General features: G+C 36.0%; 18 protein-coding genes, 1 pseudogene, 1 riboswitch and 1 other annotated feature. Of the genes and pseudogenes, 4 read left to right on the top strand and 15 right to left on the bottom strand.

Annotation, left to right across the window (positions count from 1 at the left end):
* Positions 1 to 190, top strand: a 190-nt coding sequence (locus CP355_RS10550; protein WP_233187001.1) for a hypothetical protein, incomplete at its 5' end; no start/stop codon positions are given.
* A 36-nt stretch (positions 191 to 226) separates the two neighbouring features.
* Here CP355_RS10550 and rpiA read toward each other — a convergent pair.
* The 3 genes from rpiA to CP355_RS07205 all read right to left on the bottom strand — a co-directional run bounded on the left by rpiA (position 227) and on the right by CP355_RS07205 (position 2734).
* Positions 227 to 919, bottom strand: a complete 693-nt coding sequence (rpiA, locus tag CP355_RS07215; protein ID WP_087175922.1) for a ribose-5-phosphate isomerase RpiA — start codon at positions 917 to 919, stop codon at positions 227 to 229.
* Positions 919 to 1845, bottom strand: a complete 927-nt coding sequence (gene rbsK, locus CP355_RS07210) for a ribokinase (RefSeq protein WP_098036911.1) — start codon at positions 1843 to 1845, stop codon at positions 919 to 921. Before rbsK ends, rpiA begins: the two co-directional genes overlap by 1 nt.
* An 85-nt stretch (positions 1846 to 1930) precedes the next feature.
* A complete protein-coding gene (locus CP355_RS07205) occupies positions 1931 to 2734 on the bottom strand; it encodes a DUF4931 domain-containing protein (RefSeq protein ID WP_025005439.1) in 804 nt (267 codons plus the stop codon).
* Between the two features lie 153 nt (positions 2735 to 2887).
* On the opposite strand from CP355_RS07205, the gene CP355_RS07200 reads away from it, so the two are divergent.
* A complete protein-coding gene (locus tag CP355_RS07200; protein ID WP_098044233.1) occupies positions 2888 to 4189 on the top strand; it encodes an extracellular solute-binding protein in 1302 nt (433 codons plus the stop codon).
* A gap of 80 nt (positions 4190 to 4269) precedes the next feature.
* Here CP355_RS07200 and CP355_RS07195 read toward each other — a convergent pair whose 3' ends face one another.
* From CP355_RS07195 to CP355_RS07175, 5 genes are all read right to left on the bottom strand, one after another.
* Positions 4270 to 5187, bottom strand: a complete 918-nt coding sequence (locus CP355_RS07195; protein WP_098036920.1) for a DUF2974 domain-containing protein — start codon at positions 5185 to 5187, stop codon at positions 4270 to 4272.
* Positions 5188 to 5263: 76 nt separating this feature from the next.
* Positions 5264 to 5917: an amino acid ABC transporter permease gene (locus CP355_RS07190; RefSeq protein WP_087175918.1), complete on the bottom strand. Its 654-nt coding sequence runs from the start codon at positions 5915 to 5917 to the stop codon at positions 5264 to 5266.
* Positions 5918 to 5931: 14 nt separating this feature from the next.
* Complete coding sequence (locus CP355_RS07185; RefSeq protein WP_087175917.1) at positions 5932 to 6573, bottom strand: amino acid ABC transporter permease; 642 nt, start codon at positions 6571 to 6573, stop codon at positions 5932 to 5934.
* Positions 6573 to 7391 carry a transporter substrate-binding domain-containing protein gene (locus CP355_RS07180; RefSeq protein WP_087175916.1) on the bottom strand — a complete coding sequence of 273 codons (819 nt, stop codon included), beginning with the start codon at positions 7389 to 7391 and terminating at the stop codon, positions 6573 to 6575. The genes CP355_RS07185 and CP355_RS07180 overlap by 1 nt, the downstream gene beginning before the upstream one ends.
* Positions 7392 to 7401: 10 nt before the next feature.
* On the bottom strand, positions 7402 to 8142 hold the full coding sequence (locus CP355_RS07175; protein ID WP_087175915.1) for an amino acid ABC transporter ATP-binding protein: 741 nt from the start codon (positions 8140 to 8142) through the stop codon (positions 7402 to 7404).
* Between the two features lie 247 nt (positions 8143 to 8389).
* Positions 8390 to 8634: a binding site (T-box leader), on the bottom strand.
* 157 nt (positions 8635 to 8791) lie between these two features.
* Between CP355_RS07175 and udk the strand changes: the two genes are divergently transcribed.
* Positions 8792 to 9424, top strand: coding sequence for a uridine kinase (gene udk / locus CP355_RS07170; RefSeq protein WP_087175914.1), 633 nt, complete (start codon positions 8792 to 8794; stop codon positions 9422 to 9424).
* 35 nt (positions 9425 to 9459) lie between these two features.
* Here udk and CP355_RS07165 read toward each other — a convergent pair whose 3' ends face one another.
* The 5 genes from CP355_RS07165 to CP355_RS07145 form a co-directional block, all read right to left on the bottom strand.
* Positions 9460 to 11163, bottom strand: a complete 1704-nt coding sequence (locus CP355_RS07165; protein WP_198995862.1) for an MFS transporter — start codon at positions 11161 to 11163, stop codon at positions 9460 to 9462.
* Between the two features lie 310 nt (positions 11164 to 11473).
* Complete coding sequence (locus tag CP355_RS07160) at positions 11474 to 12052, bottom strand: ECF transporter S component (RefSeq protein WP_098044231.1); 579 nt, start codon at positions 12050 to 12052, stop codon at positions 11474 to 11476.
* A gap of 47 nt (positions 12053 to 12099) precedes the next feature.
* A riboswitch (TPP riboswitch) is annotated at positions 12100 to 12190 on the bottom strand.
* 27 nt (positions 12191 to 12217) lie between these two features.
* A complete protein-coding gene (locus tag CP355_RS07155; RefSeq protein ID WP_098044230.1) occupies positions 12218 to 13987 on the bottom strand; it encodes an ABC transporter ATP-binding protein in 1770 nt (589 codons plus the stop codon).
* A complete protein-coding gene (locus tag CP355_RS07150) occupies positions 13987 to 15717 on the bottom strand; it encodes an ABC transporter ATP-binding protein (protein WP_098044229.1) in 1731 nt (576 codons plus the stop codon). Before CP355_RS07150 ends, CP355_RS07155 begins: the two co-directional genes overlap by 1 nt.
* Positions 15714 to 16157, bottom strand: a complete 444-nt coding sequence (locus tag CP355_RS07145; protein ID WP_087175909.1) for a MarR family winged helix-turn-helix transcriptional regulator — start codon at positions 16155 to 16157, stop codon at positions 15714 to 15716. The genes CP355_RS07150 and CP355_RS07145 overlap by 4 nt, the downstream gene beginning before the upstream one ends.
* Before the next feature lie 142 nt (positions 16158 to 16299).
* On the opposite strand from CP355_RS07145, the gene CP355_RS07140 reads away from it, so the two are divergent.
* The gene (locus CP355_RS07140; protein WP_098044228.1) at positions 16300 to 17118 is read left to right on the top strand and encodes a transporter substrate-binding domain-containing protein; all 819 of its coding nucleotides are present in this window, start codon (positions 16300 to 16302) and stop codon (positions 17116 to 17118) included.
* Positions 17119 to 17163: 45 nt separating this feature from the next.
* Here CP355_RS07140 and CP355_RS07135 read toward each other — a convergent pair whose 3' ends face one another.
* Together CP355_RS07135 and CP355_RS07130 are read right to left on the bottom strand one after the other, a co-directional pair.
* On the bottom strand, positions 17164 to 17832 hold the full coding sequence (locus CP355_RS07135) for a type 1 glutamine amidotransferase (protein ID WP_025005426.1): 669 nt from the start codon (positions 17830 to 17832) through the stop codon (positions 17164 to 17166).
* Positions 17833 to 17845: 13 nt separating this feature from the next.
* Positions 17846 to 18187, bottom strand: a pseudogene (locus CP355_RS07130) (XRE family transcriptional regulator); the annotation flags it as partial.
* Positions 18188 to 18241 lie beyond the last annotated feature (54 nt).

Raw genomic sequence — 18241 nt, 5'->3', positions numbered from 1 at the left:
GAATTTAAGCAAATATTGGAACAGAAGATGGTCAAAAGACCAATTTTCTTTGTTCAAAAATAAAAATAGACAGAAAAAGACGGTCAAGCAACTCAAATTAAGAGTTGGATTGATCGTCTTTCAGTATCTAAGGGTTAGTTTTTTCCCAGACACCTCATTTTTAACAAAAGATATTAAAAAAACAAAATAAAAAATGGTTAAAGTTAACCATTTTTGCTAAAAATTATTATTTAATCTTATCTTCAATTGTGCCGTCGCTATGAGCAATGATTACCTCATCACACATATCAAGGAATAAGCCATGTTCAACTACACCTACAGTATGGTCAAGATAATCGGCTAAACCATGTGGTGCTGGAACTGGATCGGCAGCCAAATCAATAATGTAGTTGCCATAGTGCGTGATGTAACGCTTATCGCCATCCATTCGCCATTGTGGCTTCAAGCCTTCTTGCTTAAAACGCTTAAAGTTTTGTTCACAAGAAATAGGCAATACTTCAACTGGCAAAGGAAATCCACTTAATCTGTGGACAAGTTTTGATTCATCCACAATCCAGATAATCTTTTTAGAATTAATGGCAACATTCTTTTCAAGGGTTAAGGCACCACCGCCGCCCTTAATTCCGTCTAAGTTGTCGGCAACACGATCAGAACCATCAACAGTTAAATCAACTTGATCAACATCAGCTAATTCACTAACTTTAAAGCCTAAGTCTTCAAGTTGCTTTTTACTTCTATTACTGGTAGTAACGATTGCTTTTAACTTTAAGCCATCATTATCCTTGCGCTTGCCTAAAGCATCAATAAAGAAAGCAACGGTTGAACCAGTACCTACGCCTAAAATCATGCCAGATTTTACCATGCTTGCTGCCTTCTCAGCAGCTTCTTTTTTCAAGCGATCTTGTTCTGTTTTATCCATTATTCATCGTCCTCCATTGCATTTTCTACTTCTTTGGCAGTAGGAATTGAAGGTTGGGCACCTAAACGTTGAACGGCAATTGATGAAGCACGACTAGCAATTTTAGCGGCTTCTTCAAAGTTGGACAAGTCTGCTTTTAAATTGCTTGCCAAGTAACCAATAAAGGTATCGCCTGCACCAGTGGTATCAGTTGCCTTAACCTTGTAAGCTGGTACCAAAGTTTCAATATCTGCAGATGAGATATAGGCACCTTTATCACCATACGTAATTACTACATTTTTTACGCCAAGAAGATGCAACTTTTCAGCATTCGTTGCCAAAGTTGAATTATCCTTTATTTGGATGCCCGTAATCTTGGCACTTTCAGTTTCATTTGGCGTAATAATATCTGTGTATTGCAACAATTCTTCCGGAATTTTATCAATAGCAGGTGCAGGATTTAAAATTGTGATTTTTCCTGCCTTTTTAGCCAACTTGAAAGCCTCAATTGTTGCTTCAAGTGGGGTCTCGAATTGAGCAATCACACAATCTACATCTTTAAACAAATCACTAGCAGCCTGAATATCCTCTACAGTTAATTCATAGTTAGCGCCATGATCAATAATGATATCATTTTGTCCTGCTTCATTAAGCGTGATATAAGCATGACCGGTCTTGCTTCCTATCGTGGTTTGAACATAGGTAGTGTCAACGCCATAGCTCTTCAATTGATGGGTGATATAACCGCCTTCGCTGTCTTCACCGACACGATTAATAAAATAAGTCTCTGCGCCACTTTTAGCTGCAGCGATAGCTTGGTTTGCACCTTTACCACCACCAGCAGAGGTTATTTCTGTGGCATTAATTGTTTCACCTGGTTTTGGAAAGTCCTTTACGTGCAATGTAGTATCAACATTGCTTGAACCTATAACTACAATCTTCTTCATGAGCATCCCTTCTTAGAAATGTATTTAATCATTTCAATTATATCAAAAAAACGCATTCAATCTCGCGAATGCGTTTTTTGACATTTTAATGTAAAATACCGCCATTGACGAAGCCCTTAAGTCGCTCTGCTTCCCATTTTAAAGTATCGGAATCATCGACTTGCGAGATCTTATAGCCAACAAAATATGGTGAGGCATAAAAACGTGGAATAATCTTGCAGCAAGTTCCTTTGCCATCATTAATCGGATAAAAGAATAAGTTGTATGAATCTACACCGTGTGACAAAACAGAACGCATATATTGCGCACCTTTTTGAATTAAATCTGCCCACGTTTCTAAATTGGTATTATCTTGAGTTAAGATATTTACTTCTTGATAGCCTTGAATCGGATAAGCTGAAAGATTCATTTCTACTGAACCAGATCGACCAACCTCAAAGCCTTTGAAATTGTCAGGTCCAATATCGTGATAGCCATCTTTATGGTAAAGCCCAACAATCTGCATGTGGGGATGCGTTAAAGAACCATCAGATTTAGGACCAAAGTTTTTATACCAAAGAACACTTTCATAGCGGCCTGAGTTATTCATCTTTTGAAAACATTTCAGTCCAAACTTCATTAATTCTTGATTGTCTTCGCGTGTATAAGTTGAAATATCACCTTGGTGATCGCTTGATTCAATCAGAATTGTTTGGTCAGTATCCTGTAAAGTTGGATATTTATTCTTTAACCAAATTTTATCCCCATCTTTTTCATAGATATTGGTTAAATGTGCAACGTCACAGAAGGGGCAACCTGCATTTTGGTTACCCTGACGATTACCATAATCATAATCATAAGGCTTACGTTTACCGATTGAATATTCATATACTAAAGGATTTTTGTCCATATTTTCCACCTGCTAAAAATATTTACTTACTTTCAATATTAGAATCATTATATTTCGGTGTCAATTATGAACAATATTATATTTTATCTGTGAATAGTACGCTTATCTATGGTAAACTACCTTTGAAATGTAAAAAAGCGAAAGGCAGAAAAAATGAAATTTTACAAAAAAATGGCACTAATTGGAGCTTCCGTTTTAGCAGTTGCCAGTCTTAGTGCTTGTTCAAACAACAATAGTAGTTCTAAGAGTTCTTCTAAGATTCCTACTAAGATTAGCAAGAAGACAACGATTAACTTTTGGTACTCATTAACTGGTACTTCTCAAAGTGCTTTAAAGAAGTTAACTAATGACTTTGAAAAGAAAAATCCCAACATTCATATTAAGTTGCAAAGCCAAGGTGGTAACTATTCTGACTTGCAAGCCAAGCTTGTTTCAGGACTTCAATCACCAAAAGATTTGCCAACCATTACTCAAGCTTATCCAGGCTGGCTTTACAATGCCGCTAAGAATAAGATGTTGGTTAACTTAACTCCATACGTTAATAATAAAGAAATTGGTTGGGGTTCATACAAAGACAGTGGTATTAAGAAGGCACTCTGGGACGGCGCCAACATCAACGGCGTACAATACGGTGTGCCATTTAACAAGTCTGTAGAAGTGCTTTTCTACAACAAGACTTTGCTTGATAAGTATGGCGTTAAGGTTCCAACTAACATGAGTGAACTTGCTTCTGCATCAGCTAAGATCTACCGTGAAAGTCACCATAAGGTACGTGGCATGGGCTTCGATGCACTTAACAACTACTACATGATGCAAATGAAGGAAACTTACGGCAAAGACTTTAACAAGAACTTGAACTTTGCTGCTAAAGATTCTATAAAAGCCATCAACTACTACGCTAACGGCGTTAAGGCTGGCTACTTCATGCAAGCTGGTACACAAAAGTACATGTCAACTCCATTTAACAATGGTCAAGTTGCCATGTTCATCGGTTCAACTGCTAACGAAGCCTACCTTAAGCAAGGTCTTAAGAAGGGGTACGTTTACGGCGTAGCTGCTCGTCCAAGTCAAATGAACGTACAACAAGGTACTGACATCTACATGTTCAAGAAGGCTAGCGCAATGCAAAAGGCTGCCGCATTCAAGTACCTTAAATTTTTAACTTCTAAGTCATCACAACTTTACTGGGCAAAGCAAACTGGTTACATGCCAGTTAACACTGCTGCTTTGAACGACTCAGCTTACCAACAAGCTAAGAACAGCAAGATTCCAGCAATTTTAGCTAAGACTTCCAAGAACCTTTACTTCTTACCTGTAACTAAGAATTCAATAACTGCATACGACCAAGTTAACGTTAATATGCAAAACATCTTGGCAAAGGCATCTAAGAAGCAATCATGGACTAATGATATTAAGACTGGTAAAGATAAGCTTGATGCTGCTTGGAAGCAATAATAAAGAAATAAATTGATCAATTTAAAAGAGGCTCCATTTTGGAACCTCTTTTTTAATTGCTAAATTAGCTAATATGATCTTCAATCCCTATCTTTAAGAAGTTCCGACTTAAACAACGTGGCCAACTTAGCCAAACTACTATGATCCGGATAATGCTCTACCATCCGATCAATTTTTTCAGTCGCCATCTTCTTAATCTCATCAGCCGAACTAATCTTTTCAATGAACTCGGTCAAATCCCCAGACCTAGTAAGCAACTTATGTTCACTTCTAGCTTCTGCCAAGAATGCCTGATCAATCTCCCGCAACTTCACACTGCCATCAGGATTAAACAAATATCCACCCCACATATGCTGTTTAATTGGCTTCATTGGTTCACTATCCACGTAACACAATTTACCGACCATATGGTGTGTTTCAGTGATTCCCAACGTAACTGGATCATATATATCGACATAATTAAAAATCTTCTCTCGCATTAAGGCAACTCGCCTACGTTCTTTTGGCGTAAACAATAACCAAATATTGGTTCCTTCATACAAGTATGCAGCTCCAATTGCCTCTGGATGATGACAATTAGCCAATGCAAATTGAGCATTAATCGCACCTAAAGAATGACCATATATGTAAATTTGTTTTCCCTTAAACTGACTAATCGTTTCATTTAATAATTTACTAGCAGATTTTAATTGGCTAGGAACTCGTCTTTCATGCGATAACATCGCACGCAAAATCGGTAGATTGGTTTTAAACCACTCATCTCTCCAAGTCTGCGGATTTCCTCTCTTTATGCCGTATGATCCTTTAAATAAGATTGTCACTTCATGCGGATTACTAATGATAAACGCACGCATGCCATCTTCTGCATGAACGTTGCGACAGACAATTCCAATGTGATGGTTACCAATTACGATTTCTTCGCCCAATTTTAATTCATCATAAGATTTTTTAGTTAATTCAATTCGCTCTAGATCTGTTAATTGTTCATTTACATTCATAATTTTTATCCAAACAAAAAAACTAACTTCTACTCTCATAGTAGCATAGTTAGTTTTTTGGTCTAGACATAAAGCTCTAGTTATATTTCTTTTGTAAGTAATTGGCCACTGTTGACAAGCAGAAACATACAACAAAGTACATGATCGCAATAATGACGTACATTGGAATTAAATAAGTCGTATTTTGACTGTAGATAATTTGTGCATGATATAAAAGTTCTGGCAACACGATAATTGTCGCAAGTGACGTATCTTTAACCAATGATACGAACTGTGAAAGAAGAGCTGGAATCATGTTGTGCAAAGCTTGTGGCATCACAACATGGTACATCGCTTGACCATAACTCATACCATTAGAGCGGGCACCTTCCATTTGTCCTGGATCAACTGAACCGATCCCTGAACGAACGATTTCTGCAAGCATTGCTCCTTCAAAGATTACCAATGCCGCAATTGAAGCCGTTGTTGGATTCGTTACAATTCCCAGTTGAGGAAGTCCGAAGTAACTAAAGAAGATAATAAGCAAAAGTGGCAAGTTACGGATAATATCGATAATAAAGCCCACGATTGCTGAAACATATTTGATTTTCATATAACGAATCAGACCCAAAATCAGACCAACTACAAAACTAAGTGCAATTGAAATCAACGAAACATAGATCGTTACCCAAAGTCCCTGCAACAAGAAGCGGAGATCAACCCATGAATACGCATGAATAAAAGTTTCCATTTTCTATCCCCTTCCTATTGTGCTAACTTTTTCTCTAAGTGACGCATGTAGTAGCTAAGTGGCAATGTCAAAATCAAGTAAAATAGTCCTACAATGACGTAAGTATCAATCGTTCTAAATGTTGAAAATGCGATTAATTGTGCTTGATACATCAAGTCAAAACCAGCTACGAAGGCCAAAACTGAAGAGTTCTTAACCAAGTTTACGAATTGGTTGCCGAGTGGTGGAATCACGATCTTCATTGCTTGTGGCAAAATGACATAACGCATCGCTTGCGTATAAGTCATCCCGTTTGAACGAGCGCCTTCCATTTGTCCATCACCAATTGAATTAATACCTGCACGCACTGTTTCAGCAATAAATGCGGAAGTATAAAGCGTCAATCCAATCGTACCTGCTTGAAAACCTGACAGCTTAACAATATAGCGTGGCACGATCAAATAGAAGATCATAACGATAACCAACAATGGAATATTTCTGAAAATTGCAATATAGATCTTCGCAATTACACGTCCAAATTTAGGTGGTGCAACTTCAAGCAAAGCAAAGAACACACCCAAAATCAAACTAAAAATCAAGGCAATAATACTACATAAAATAGTATTCCAAAAACCTGTTAAAAAACTTCCCCAGTTATTAGTAATAATTTGCCACATTATTTCAGTACCCCCTTAAGACTAAAACCAGGAATTCCTGCAAACCATTTCTTAATTAAACGGTCATAAGTACCATTTTTTTCAAGCTGATCTAAGGCCTTATTAATATGATCAACCATATCCTTTTGTCCCTTATTCACAGCTATACCATAAGGTGCATTGTTATAAACGCCACCTACTAATTTATAACCTGGATTTTCTTGTGCAATACCGGCAAGCAGACCATTATCTGTAGTTAAAGCTACACCTTGATTTGCCTTTAAAGCTGACATTGCTTGACCATAATCATCATATTGAAGAACTCGTGCCTTCGGCGCAAACTTATGCACGTCATCTACGGCCGTCGTTCCCTTTACAGCCAAAACTGTTTTACCATTTAAATCCTTAACGCTTTTAATTTTGCTATTATCTGGAACAAGCAAAGATGAACCAGCTGGGAAATATGGCTTAGAAAAATCGACTTGTTTCGCACGTTCCGGCGTAATGGTCATTGTAGCCAAAACCGCATCGATATTTCCATTCTTAAGCAAAGGAATTCTAGTATTGGCTGTCGTTGTTACAAAACTGGCAGTAGCATCTTTACCTAGCATTTGCTTAGTTAAGGCATGTGCCAAATCAATTTCAAAGCCTTCAATCTTGCCAGTTTTAACATTAGTTAAACCAAATAATCTGGTATCAGCTCTAACGCCCCAAATTATTTGCTTATTTTCCCTTACTTTTTGATAAACGTTTTGATTATTTCTTTTACCGCAAGCAGTTAATGCAAAACACAGAAAAAATAATAGCGGAATTAAAAGGAATCTTTTTGCTTTTTTCATAATAATTACCTTAGTCTTTAGAAATAACCTTGCTTAAGAATTGACGAGCACGTTCAGTATCAGGATGTGCAAAGAATTCTTCTGGTTTGCGATCTTCCAAAATTTGTCCCTTATCAAAGAAGATCAAACGATTACTTACTTGTTTAGCAAAGCCCATTTCGTGAGTAACCACGACCATTGTAATACCTTGTTCAGCAACGTACTTCATAACGTCAAGCACATCTTCAATCATTTCTGGGTCCAAGGCACTAGTTGGTTCATCAAATAAAATTGCCTTAGGGTGCATTGCAAGTGATCTGGCAATGGCTACACGCTGCTTTTGACCACCTGATAAATGACGAGGGTATGAATTAATCTTATCTGCCATACCAACTTTCTCAAGATATTCCATTGCTACCTTACGATTTTCATCATCAGGTCTTTTAAGCACGATCTTAGGTGCCAACATTACATTTTCAAGCACAGTGTGATTATTGTACAAATTGAAGTGCTGGAATACCATTCCTACATTCTTGCGAATCTTGTTGATATCAGTCTTTTTATCAGCTAAGTCATAACCTGTTACAATCAATTGACCACTGTTAATTGGTTCAAGTCCATTCATTGTTCTGATTAAAGTACTCTTACCAGAACCTGAGGGACCAATAATTGAAACCACTTGGCCTTCATCAATTTTTAAGTTAATATCTTTCAATGCATGAAGCTTTCCGTAATATTTATCAACATGTTTAAATTCAATAATTGCTGCCATGGTTTCTACCCTTTCTTTCGTTTTATGTTATGTAATAATACTATTTTACCTTTTTTATGGTTAAAACTAAACAACTATACCAGTCAAAATGATACGTTTATAATATCGCTAATAATATTCATTCGGATTTTCAAAAAAGCTATTCGATTTTATTCAAAAAATCAAATATAACTTGGTAATTTTACGAATTTTGTATAGATTATAAACTTCATTTAGAAGACAAAGAAAAAGCCCTTCGTCTTCCTGTTACAGGGACGAAAGGCTTTTTCCGCGGTACCACCCAAATTGTCTATTAAATAGACCATCTCATGAAGCACAATCATGCTCCACCGGCAAGGTAACGTACCGGAAACGTCTCGACCTACTTTAATAATTATTATTTCGGTGAGCTGCTAAAAGTGTTTTTCAATAATCCAGGGTCTACTGACTTCTCACTACCATCAGTTCACTGCAAAGAATAGATTATCTACTCGTCTTTTTCATAGCCTTTTAATTTATTGATATATATTTAACAGTATTTTTTATAAAAATGCAAGGCAATTTCCTTACTTTTGAAAAGAAGTTTGATTTTAGAGCAAATTAGGTCTGTTAATATTCGGAAAATAGCTTAAAATGTTTATTGATATGTAGAAAAATAAAGGAGTTTATGATGGGAAAACTTGAAAAACCTGTTATTATCGGAATTGCTGGGGGATCGGGAAGTGGCAAAACTACCATTGCCCACGAGATTGCTAATAATATTAACGAACACGATCGTATTATGATCATGACGCAAGATTCTTATTATAAGGACAATACCGGCGTACCAATGGAAGAACGGATGAAGATCAACTACGATCACCCTGACGCTTTTGATATGCCACTGCTTGAAGCACAACTTAATCAATTGATGCACAGAAAGCCAATTGAAATGCCAACTTATGATTTCACTGCTCACACAAGAAGTGATGAAACCATTCACGTTGAACCTGCCGACATCATTATTTTGGAAGGAATTTTGGTTCTTTTCAACGAAGATATCCGCAACTTAATGGATATTAAAGTCTACGTTGATACTGACGATGACATTCGCTTCATTCGCCGACTTGAACGCGATATGAAGGAACGTGGTCGTTCTCTTGATTCTGTCATTAACCAATACCTTGGTACGGTAAAACCAATGTACAATCAATTTATCGAACCAACTAAGCGTTACGCTGACATCATTGTGCCAGAAGGCGGAGAAAATGATGTGGCAATCGACATGCTTACTACTAAATTACAATCAGTTTTAAACCAATAAAAAAATGGGGCTAAGCTCCATTTTTTATTTTTTTATTATTTGGATTCTTCAGATGCATGACTATCACGCAAAATCCGATTATACTTTTTAGCAAATACGAGAATCAATACAATTCCTGACACAATATATAATGCAGCCGCAATAATATAAGCATTGGCATAACCTTGTTGCGTCTTCAAAAGATAGAATTCAGTAAATAATCCATCGATGACGCCAACAACTGACAATGCAATTTCAATTACCGCACTAAAGGCAGGACGCATATCCTTATCTACTAAAATCATTTGTACTTCTTGTTGTACAGGCATAGAGGCATTTGCAAGGCCTGAACGGAAGAATAAAATTGTGCCTACAACTGCAAATAAAGCGGCACCCGTTCCGAGCATCTTGGCATTGGCCATTACTAACATTAATGGTGCACAAATGATTGTACTGATCGCAATCGTCATAATTGAACCTAACTTCTTAGCAAAATAAGGTGCAAAGAAGTAACCTACAAAGATGGCAACGGTTTGTAACGTATTAATAGTTGAAGTTATTCCCCGTGGAATATGTAAAATACTGTTCAAATAAATTGGCACGTATTGGATAAACAATCCAGCACCTAATTGGACAGCACATAAATAAAGTACCCAGACAACCGTTTTATAGTTAACGAGTCGTTTGTAAGTTGTCATTTTCTGCTGCAATGTTTCTTTTTTATCTTTACTTTCAGTTGAACGATAATCAATTGGCTTATCTTTAATAAATAAAGCGAGAACAAAGGCAATAAAGGTAATCACAGCTGTAATAATAATTACCCATTTATACGCGCTAATATAATTTGAAAGCATTGCCCCTTTCATTGCATTTGAATCGGCTGACAAATTTGAAGCTGTCTGATAACTGATACTTTGTAATTTACTAAAAATAAATACAACGGCTTTACCACCAATAAACATCATGATACTTTCAGCGATTAAGTTAACCACCATAGCTACAGTAAACATTTTCGTTCTTATTTTGCTAGGAACATAAGATGTCCACATCAGTGGGTACATTAAATCATAAACTCCAATTGCCGAAGAAGATACGTCACGTGGAATATGTAAATAATTATTTAAATAGATTGGCACATAGACAGCGATCAATCTCGCACCAAGTTGTACACCCGCAATATAAACAATCCACATAATGGTTCGTTTATTAAGCAACTTTTTGTACATTGCAGCTTTTTGAGCGGGTGTGGTGCTTTCTTCACTTGCTTCTGAACGATAGTCTCGTGGTACATTATGAATGAATAAAGCTAAAATGAAGGCTAACATCGTTACAGCGGCGGTAATAACGAGCAAAATCCGATAAGCATTAGTATAGTTTGCTAATACTTGGCCGTGCATTAATTCTGGCCGTCCTGATGCAATAGATGCATCCCGATATGAAGTACCTTGAAGTAAACTAAAGAACCAAACAACTGCTTTTCCACCAAAGAAAGTACAGATCGTTTGAGTAATCAAGTTTACAATCATAACGACAGAGAACATTTTAGTTCTAATCTTCTCTGGTACATATGAAGTCCACATCAACGGATACATTAAGTCATAAAACCCAATTGCGGTCCATGAAATCGTATATGCAATCATAATGATAATTTGATTGGTAGTCACACAAGTTAAGGCCATAAAAATAGCAGTCATTGGTGGCAATACCAATAAGATATTTCTATAACCATATTTGTGAACAGTAGCAATCATTAAAGACATCAGGATCGCCGTTGCGGCATTAAAAATATTAAGTCCTGAAATTAAGTGTGGCGTAACAATCTTATAGTAAGAAAGTGCGGCATCATTAGTAATACCAGTAACTGCGCCTAAAATACCATAAATCCATAAATAATGACATTTTTACGATATCGCGGATTCCAATTTTTTATCGCTTCCGCTTCTTCTTTCTTTTCTTCACTTGTTCGTCGAGTCAAAAAAATCCCTTCTTTCCATGAAAACGTATACACATATCCATATTCATTTTAGCACTCACCCATTATTAATTCAGTATATACGTTTTAGATAAGGCTTATTTGATTCTCGGCTTTAATGTTTTATCAAACAAATTAGTAATTAATTTTACTAGTACTCCATCAAAAAGAAGAGCTGAAATCATGCTAGTAATGAACATTGCGATCTGCAAGTTGACACTATAATGACCCCATCCAAATAAGAAATATGATGGAATAAAACCACCTAAGTTAGCAAAGAAGGCTCCTGTTAAAACGCTCTTCCAAGAAAATCTTTCATAACGTTCTTTTTTAGGGAAAAAGCCAATTTCATTTGTAGCACCCTGAATTAACCCTTCAAAAATAGTCAGAGCACCCCATTGGCCACCAATTGCCATCTCAACTGTTGCCGCTAATAATTCACCAATCGTACCTGAGCCTGCCGTAGGGACAAAATACATTGCAAGTGGTGCAGCCATATACCAGAGTCCAGTAAAGATATTGTCCACAACCGGTGCATATCCAGTCGGTAAAAAGCTAAGTTTAACCAAGTTATACACATTATTAAAACCATAAGTGTAGATAACTCCCATAATGATCCCAATTAAGGCAACTAAAATAATTGATTTAACATTCCACTTTGCTGATCGTGTAAACATAAAAATGCTCCTAACTAACTATTACAGTCAGTAGGAGCACAAAAATAATCGATTTCATCGCACTTTCCTTAACGCAAGTATTACCTTGTTCAGGTTCAAAGAGTATGTCTCAGCTTTTCAGCACCCCTAGTGACTTTGTTATTCAACTATTGTCAGTATACCACATTAATCAAATGCCATTTGGTCAGTATAAAGTTTGTAATAAAAACCTTTTTCTTTTAATAAATCTTCATGACTTCCTGACTCAATTACATTACCATCTTTGAGTACAACAATCTTATCAGAATTTAAGATTGTCTTTAGTCTATGTGCAATTACAAAGCTAGTCCGACCGGCAATTACCGCATCCATCGCCTGTTGAATCTTTTCTTCGGTTACCGTATCCACATTCGAAGTAGCCTCATCCAAAATCAGGAAATCGGGATTAATCAAAATAGTCCGTGCAATTGAAATTAATTGCTTTTGTCCTGTTGAAAAGACAGAACTACTATCATTCACCTTGGTTTCATAACCATCCGGTAAACTTTCAATGAAGTCATGAATATCTGCCTGTTTTGCGGCACTAATTACTTCATCCATCAACGCGTTTGGTTTACCGTAACGAATATTATCTGCAATTGTACCAGTAAACAAAACAGAATCCTGTAATACAATGCCGATATTATTCCGTAACGATTCAAGCTGAATATCACGCACATCGACCCCGTCAAAGGTTACCTTACCTGAGTTAACATCATAAAAACGATTAAGCAGATTCATGATCGTAGTCTTTCCTGATCCGGTTGGTCCAACTACGGCAACAGATTGACCCTTATTTACTGAAATGTTAACTCCATGCAAGATTTCTTTATTTTCATCATAGCCAAAATGGACATTCTCTAATTTAACAGCTTTTTGCAAACCGTTAATCTTTTTACCATTTGGCACTGCATCTTCGTCTTTTTGTTCTTCAACCGTTGCCAATCTTCTAGCACCTGTTAATGCCAACTGAATCATAGAATAAATAGAAGTAATTTGGGTTAATGGTTGGAAATAAGTCTGCGAATATTCCACAAAAGTTACAATTAAGCCCAAACCGATTGCTTGACTAACTTGACCGGAAATAATCATCCAAGCTCCCATCGCGATAACAATGGCTAAGTTAAGCAAATTTAGTCCGTTCATTAATGGAAAAAGAATGCCTGAGTAAAATTGTCCCTTAAACATAGCATTTCGAACTCGGTTGTTATAGGTCTTAAAGTTTCCTATAGATTCTTTTCTTAAATCATTGGTAATAATGATTTTTTCACCATTAATCTGCTCAGTAATATAACCATTCAAATCTCCGATTTCATCTTGTTGTTTATCAAGATAAATGCGAGCCTTTTTCATGATTAATACACTAACAATCAGGATTAATGGTGTGGTCGCAATTGTAGTCCAAGCAAGTTGTTGGTTGACCATAAACATGATAACAATCGTCCCAATGAACATTATTCCTTGGGAAATAATTTCAAAGATGGCGTTGTTCATTGCGTTAAAGATATTATCCAAATCGGAAGTAAATAAAGAAAGTAGCTTACCATCTTGATGCGTGTCAAAATAGCGCACTAACATACGTTGAAACTTAGCAAATAAATTTTCACGCATATCGTTAGTTGAATCTGCATTGAATTTGGACATAACCATCCATGCGATGAAAATTGCAACTTGACTTAGAACGTAGAACAAGAGCATTGACCATAATGCACTATAAAACGTATTTAAACTAGCTGTGCCTTTCTTTAAATCGGCTAAATAGTTAGTCAAATCAGTCACAGCACGGCCTAAAAACGTTGGAGCAATTACTTGTGCACCACTTGATAGCAAAGATAGAAGAATTACAATAGCAATGCCTTTTTTATATGGTTTTAGATACTTAATAAAATAGTGAATAGCTTTTCTTGTATCACTCATTATTTTCCTCCTCTCTTGCCCTTTTGTGTCTTGAAGATTTCTTGGTAAACAGGTGATGTCTTCAATAATTCTGCATGAGTGCCTTGAGCAACCAGCTTACCATCATCTAAAACTAAAATCGTGTCTGCATGTACAACTGACACAATTTTTTGCGCAATAATAAACGTCGTTGTATCTGGTAATTCATGTTCTAAGGCCTGTTGCACCTTCTTTTCAGATTCTGCATCAAGTGCAGAAGTGGAATCATCTAAAATTAAAATTGGTGTTTTAGCAACTAATCCTCGTGCAATAGAAAGACGTTGTTTTTGACCACCGGAGAAATTGGATGACCGCTCTTCTACCTCATGATCAAATGAATCATTATATCGCTCAATAAACTCAGACGCTTGAGACATATTGGCCGCTCTTTGTAGTTCATGCATTCTAGCTCTAGAATTTCCTTGACGCAAATTAGAAGCGATCGTGCCAGAGAACAAAATTGCACGTTGCAAAACAAACGCTACAGTTTTACGCAGAGCCGTTTCATTAACATCTTTCAAGTTATGGCCACCAATTTTAACCTCACCTTTGGTTGGATCATAAAGACGCGCAATTAGCTGCGCCAAGGTTGATTTACCTGAACCTGTAGCACCAACAATACCAACCATTTGTCCTGGCTTGATCTTAAATGAAATATCTTTTAGAGTTTCATCTTCACCATCAGGATAAGTAAATGAGACATGATCAAATTCAACAGAACTGCCTAATATATCAGTAGACGCATTTTCATTGAATTTAATATCCGGTTCCGTATCCAAAATTTCTTTAATACGGCCTAAGGAAATGTTACCTCTGGCAAATTGCATCATAGTCATTCCGGCAATCATGATAGTCCACAGAAGTGTTAATATGTAGTTAACAAATGGACTGACGACTGCTACATCAGTTGGATGAGCTGCAATACCTTGTCCAATTAGATAAACTACCAGCGTAATTACTAAATACGCAATAAGTTGAAAGGCCGGCATAATCGTAGAGAACCAATAACCAATCACAATATTATAGTTGTTCAAACGATCTGAAGTCTGATTAAATTTCTTTATTTCTTGAGGACCTTGATTAAAAGATTTCACCACTCGTACACCTTGCAGAGTTTCCTGTGCTCGACCCGAAATCTTATCCATTGTTTTTTGAAATTTATCAAACAAACTGTTCATTTGTTTTAAAACATAAATACCAAAACCAATGATCAAGGCCACCATTATTACAGTTGCCCACCAAAAACGTGGGATAATTACAATACACAAAATAAAAGATCCCACAATTAAAATAGGCATTCTGAGCAATTGCATAAAGAGTTGCATCAACATGTTCATGATCTGATTCATATCGTTGATCAAACGCGTGGTCAATGATCCCGCTGAAAAGTTTTCAATATTACCAAAAGAAAAGCTCTGGATCTTAGCATAGGTTTCTTCACGTAAGTCACTAGTCACTCCTTGTGCGATTCTAGCGGCATAGTAAACGTTGAAGACACCCGAAATGATGGCTACAATGCCTAATACAACTAAGATGATACCGTCGCAAACAACGATATCTTTTTGATCCAACATAATTGCTCGTTGAATATTTTCTAGCAAACGCGGTTGATATAATGTTGCAAAGGCGGAAACGATAATTGCAACAAGGGCTGCAAAAATATCTTTCTTGTAATGCTTAAAGTGCGGTATTAAGATTTTGAATGCTTTCATTTATTACTCCTTTCTTCATTAAAAAAATCCCAAAAGGTATTGCCCCATTCTGTTAATAAATCAGTTAAAAGCTGCATCTTTTCAGAGCCAAGTTTTTGAGCAGTCCGTTCTTCTAACTTAAATAATGACTGCATCTTTTGCTTAGCATACTTATTTCCGTCAGCAGTCAATTCGCAAAAACGTACTCGCTTATCTTGAGGATCCACGCTCATAATAAGATAGCCTGAATCATGCAATATTTTTATTCCCTTATTAATGGATTGTTTGGGTAAATCAGTTAAACCAACTAATTGTTTTTGCGTTAATTTTTTACGTAACAGCAATTCATATAAAATTACTGATAAATAATCTGAGAGTTCATGATCTTGATCCCACTGCTGGTAGGCCCTATTCCCATGAACTATGGCCATATTCAATTTTTCCGACTCACTTATTTTCATTTGTTTCACCTTCTTATTTAGTCTCTACACATACCAATAATATTAGTATATACAGAGACTATCATCAAGAAGATAAATTTTCATTTTTTCAGAATAAATTGGTATAATAAAAAATTATTATAGGAAGTTAGGAAGTGACACCATGAAAAAGAGATTTTTTCTTTCAACTTTACTAATTGGAATAGCGCTTTTTACACTATCAGCTTGTGGACAAAATAAAAATCAAAATGTCTACCAAACGGTGAAATCTACTAAAACAATCAATTGGGGTGTTAAGGCAGATACGCCGTTGTTTGGATCAATGAGCATCAAAACTGGCAAAATCAATGGTTTTGAAATTGATCTTGCTAAGGCATTAACCAAAGAAATGCTAGGTAAAAATGCTAAGGCAAATTTTGTTACTACAACGGCAAATACTAAAATTCAATTATTAAAGAATAGAAACGTAGATGCGGTAATTGCGGCGATGACCATTACACCTGAACGTGAAAAACAAGTTGACTTTAGCAAGCCTTACTTTCCTGCTGGTCAGTCAATTATGGTTGCCAAAGATAGTAAGATTAAAAATGTTAAGGATCTAAATAATAAGAAAGTTTTAGTAGTAAAAGGAACAACTGCTGCCGATGCAGTTAAAAAGTTTGCTCCACAAGCAGAAATCCTCCAATTTGATGATTATGGTCAAGCGTTTGCTGCCTTAAAAGCTGGACAAGGTAATGCTTTTGTAACTGATAATGGTATCTTAGTTGGTATTTTACGCGACAGTTCAGGTTATAAATTAGTCGGCGGAAACTTTACCAATCAACCATACGGAATTGCTGTAAATAAAGGTCAGACCGAAATAGATAAACAAATTAATTTAGCTCTGGTCAAGCTAGAAAAAAATGGCACTTACAATCGCTTGCTTAAAAAGTGGTTCGGCAATATTCCTGGTTTTAATGTAAAAACAGCTGAAAAATATTAATGAAAAAAAGATTAGCTATAAATTCATAGCTAATCTCTTTTTTTACTAAGCAGTAATGTAATCAAGCAAAACAAACATTACATCTTTATTTTCTTTTGGAACACCATGAGCAATTATTTCTTGTGGTGTCTGATGCAAATCATTATTTTCTAATGCATATGCTCCATCATTAATAGCGATCTCTCGCACATTGTCTTCTTTAGGTTCAAAATGGAATTGCAATCCAATTACCTTATTTCCCAGTAAATATCCCTGATTCTTTACTAAATCACTTGAAAATAATAATTTAGCTTCTCTAGGAATTTCACTCATTTGCTGATGCCAATGAAGTGCTGTTAATTTTTCGGGAAGTTCAGTAATTGTATGATTTTGTAAATATACTGGAGCCCAACCGACTTCTTTAGCTGGTGCATCGAGTACCCGATATCCCAATGTTTTAGCAATCTGTTGACTACCAAAACAAATACCTAAAATTGGTTTATGAGCATCAAGCATTTGCTTAATTAACACCCGTTCATTTTCTACCCAATCCAATTCATCGTTAGGACTATTAGGACTTCCTAATATCACCAACAAATCAGTTTCATCAAGCGTAGGTAAAATACCAAAATCTGCTGGATGATAAACAAACATTTCATGGTTATGTTCATGGCACCAATCTTGAATAGATCCAGGGCCCTCATTAGGTGCATGTTGCAATACATTAACGCGCATTTCAATACTTCCTTTAACGTTGATTATCTACACTATAAAAAGCTCGCCAAATTTCTTCCATTCTAGCCAAACGATGCCAGTCGGCTTGCTGACACAATTTGTATAATTCATAAACAGGATCATAATCAATTGTGTTATTTTTGTTTTCCTTCAAATAGGCCAGCACAGTCTTAATCAGCATAAATCTGAATTTTTCTATTTCATTGCGATTAAAATATTTTTCATAATATTTAGTTATTAAGAAATTAATTGTAGAATTTGATGCTTGCTTTAAAGTTGCGGGATTTTTACGGTAATTGTTTAAATCATCTGTAGAAATACCCGTTTCTTTACTTAACTGTGACATTTTAATATCGCCGATTGTAAAATCAAGTTGAACACTTTATAAAAATAAAAGTCCATCTGGACC

The sequence above is a fragment of the Lactobacillus sp. UMNPBX4 genome (genome assembly GCF_002554115.1).
GTDB lineage: Bacteria > Bacillota > Bacilli > Lactobacillales > Lactobacillaceae > Lactobacillus > Lactobacillus gallinarum.
Note: the sequence above shows the minus strand (reverse complement) of the source record. Positions and strands in the feature narration are given on the sequence as shown.

Bases quoted from the DNA above. Each gene is read 5' to 3' on its own strand.
- rpiA (WP_087175922.1), bottom strand. From the start codon at position 919: ATGGATAAAACAGAACAAGATCGCTTGAAAAAAGAAGCTGCTGAGAAG.
- rbsK (WP_098036911.1), bottom strand. From the start codon at position 1,845: ATGAAGAAGATTGTAGTTATAGGTTCAAGCAATGTTGATACTACATTG.
- CP355_RS07205 (WP_025005439.1), bottom strand. From the start codon at position 2,734: ATGGACAAAAATCCTTTAGTATATGAATATTCAATCGGTAAACGTAAG.
- CP355_RS07200 (WP_098044233.1), top strand. From the start codon at position 2,888: ATGAAATTTTACAAAAAAATGGCACTAATTGGAGCTTCCGTTTTAGCA.
- CP355_RS07195 (WP_098036920.1), bottom strand. From the start codon at position 5,187: ATGAATGTAAATGAACAATTAACAGATCTAGAGCGAATTGAATTAACT.
- CP355_RS07190 (WP_087175918.1), bottom strand. From the start codon at position 5,917: ATGGAAACTTTTATTCATGCGTATTCATGGGTTGATCTCCGCTTCTTG.
- CP355_RS07185 (WP_087175917.1), bottom strand. From the start codon at position 6,573: ATGTGGCAAATTATTACTAATAACTGGGGAAGTTTTTTAACAGGTTTT.
- CP355_RS07180 (WP_087175916.1), bottom strand. From the start codon at position 7,391: ATGAAAAAAGCAAAAAGATTCCTTTTAATTCCGCTATTATTTTTTCTG.
- CP355_RS07175 (WP_087175915.1), bottom strand. From the start codon at position 8,142: ATGGCAGCAATTATTGAATTTAAACATGTTGATAAATATTACGGAAAG.
- udk (WP_087175914.1), top strand. From the start codon at position 8,792: ATGGGAAAACTTGAAAAACCTGTTATTATCGGAATTGCTGGGGGATCG.
- CP355_RS07165 (WP_198995862.1), bottom strand. From the start codon at position 11,163: ATGTCTTTAATGATTGCTACTGTTCACAAATATGGTTATAGAAATATC.
- CP355_RS07160 (WP_098044231.1), bottom strand. From the start codon at position 12,052: ATGTTTACACGATCAGCAAAGTGGAATGTTAAATCAATTATTTTAGTT.
- CP355_RS07155 (WP_098044230.1), bottom strand. From the start codon at position 13,987: ATGAGTGATACAAGAAAAGCTATTCACTATTTTATTAAGTATCTAAAA.
- CP355_RS07150 (WP_098044229.1), bottom strand. From the start codon at position 15,717: ATGAAAGCATTCAAAATCTTAATACCGCACTTTAAGCATTACAAGAAA.
- CP355_RS07145 (WP_087175909.1), bottom strand. From the start codon at position 16,157: ATGAAAATAAGTGAGTCGGAAAAATTGAATATGGCCATAGTTCATGGG.
- CP355_RS07140 (WP_098044228.1), top strand. From the start codon at position 16,300: ATGAAAAAGAGATTTTTTCTTTCAACTTTACTAATTGGAATAGCGCTT.
- CP355_RS07135 (WP_025005426.1), bottom strand. From the start codon at position 17,832: ATGCGCGTTAATGTATTGCAACATGCACCTAATGAGGGCCCTGGATCT.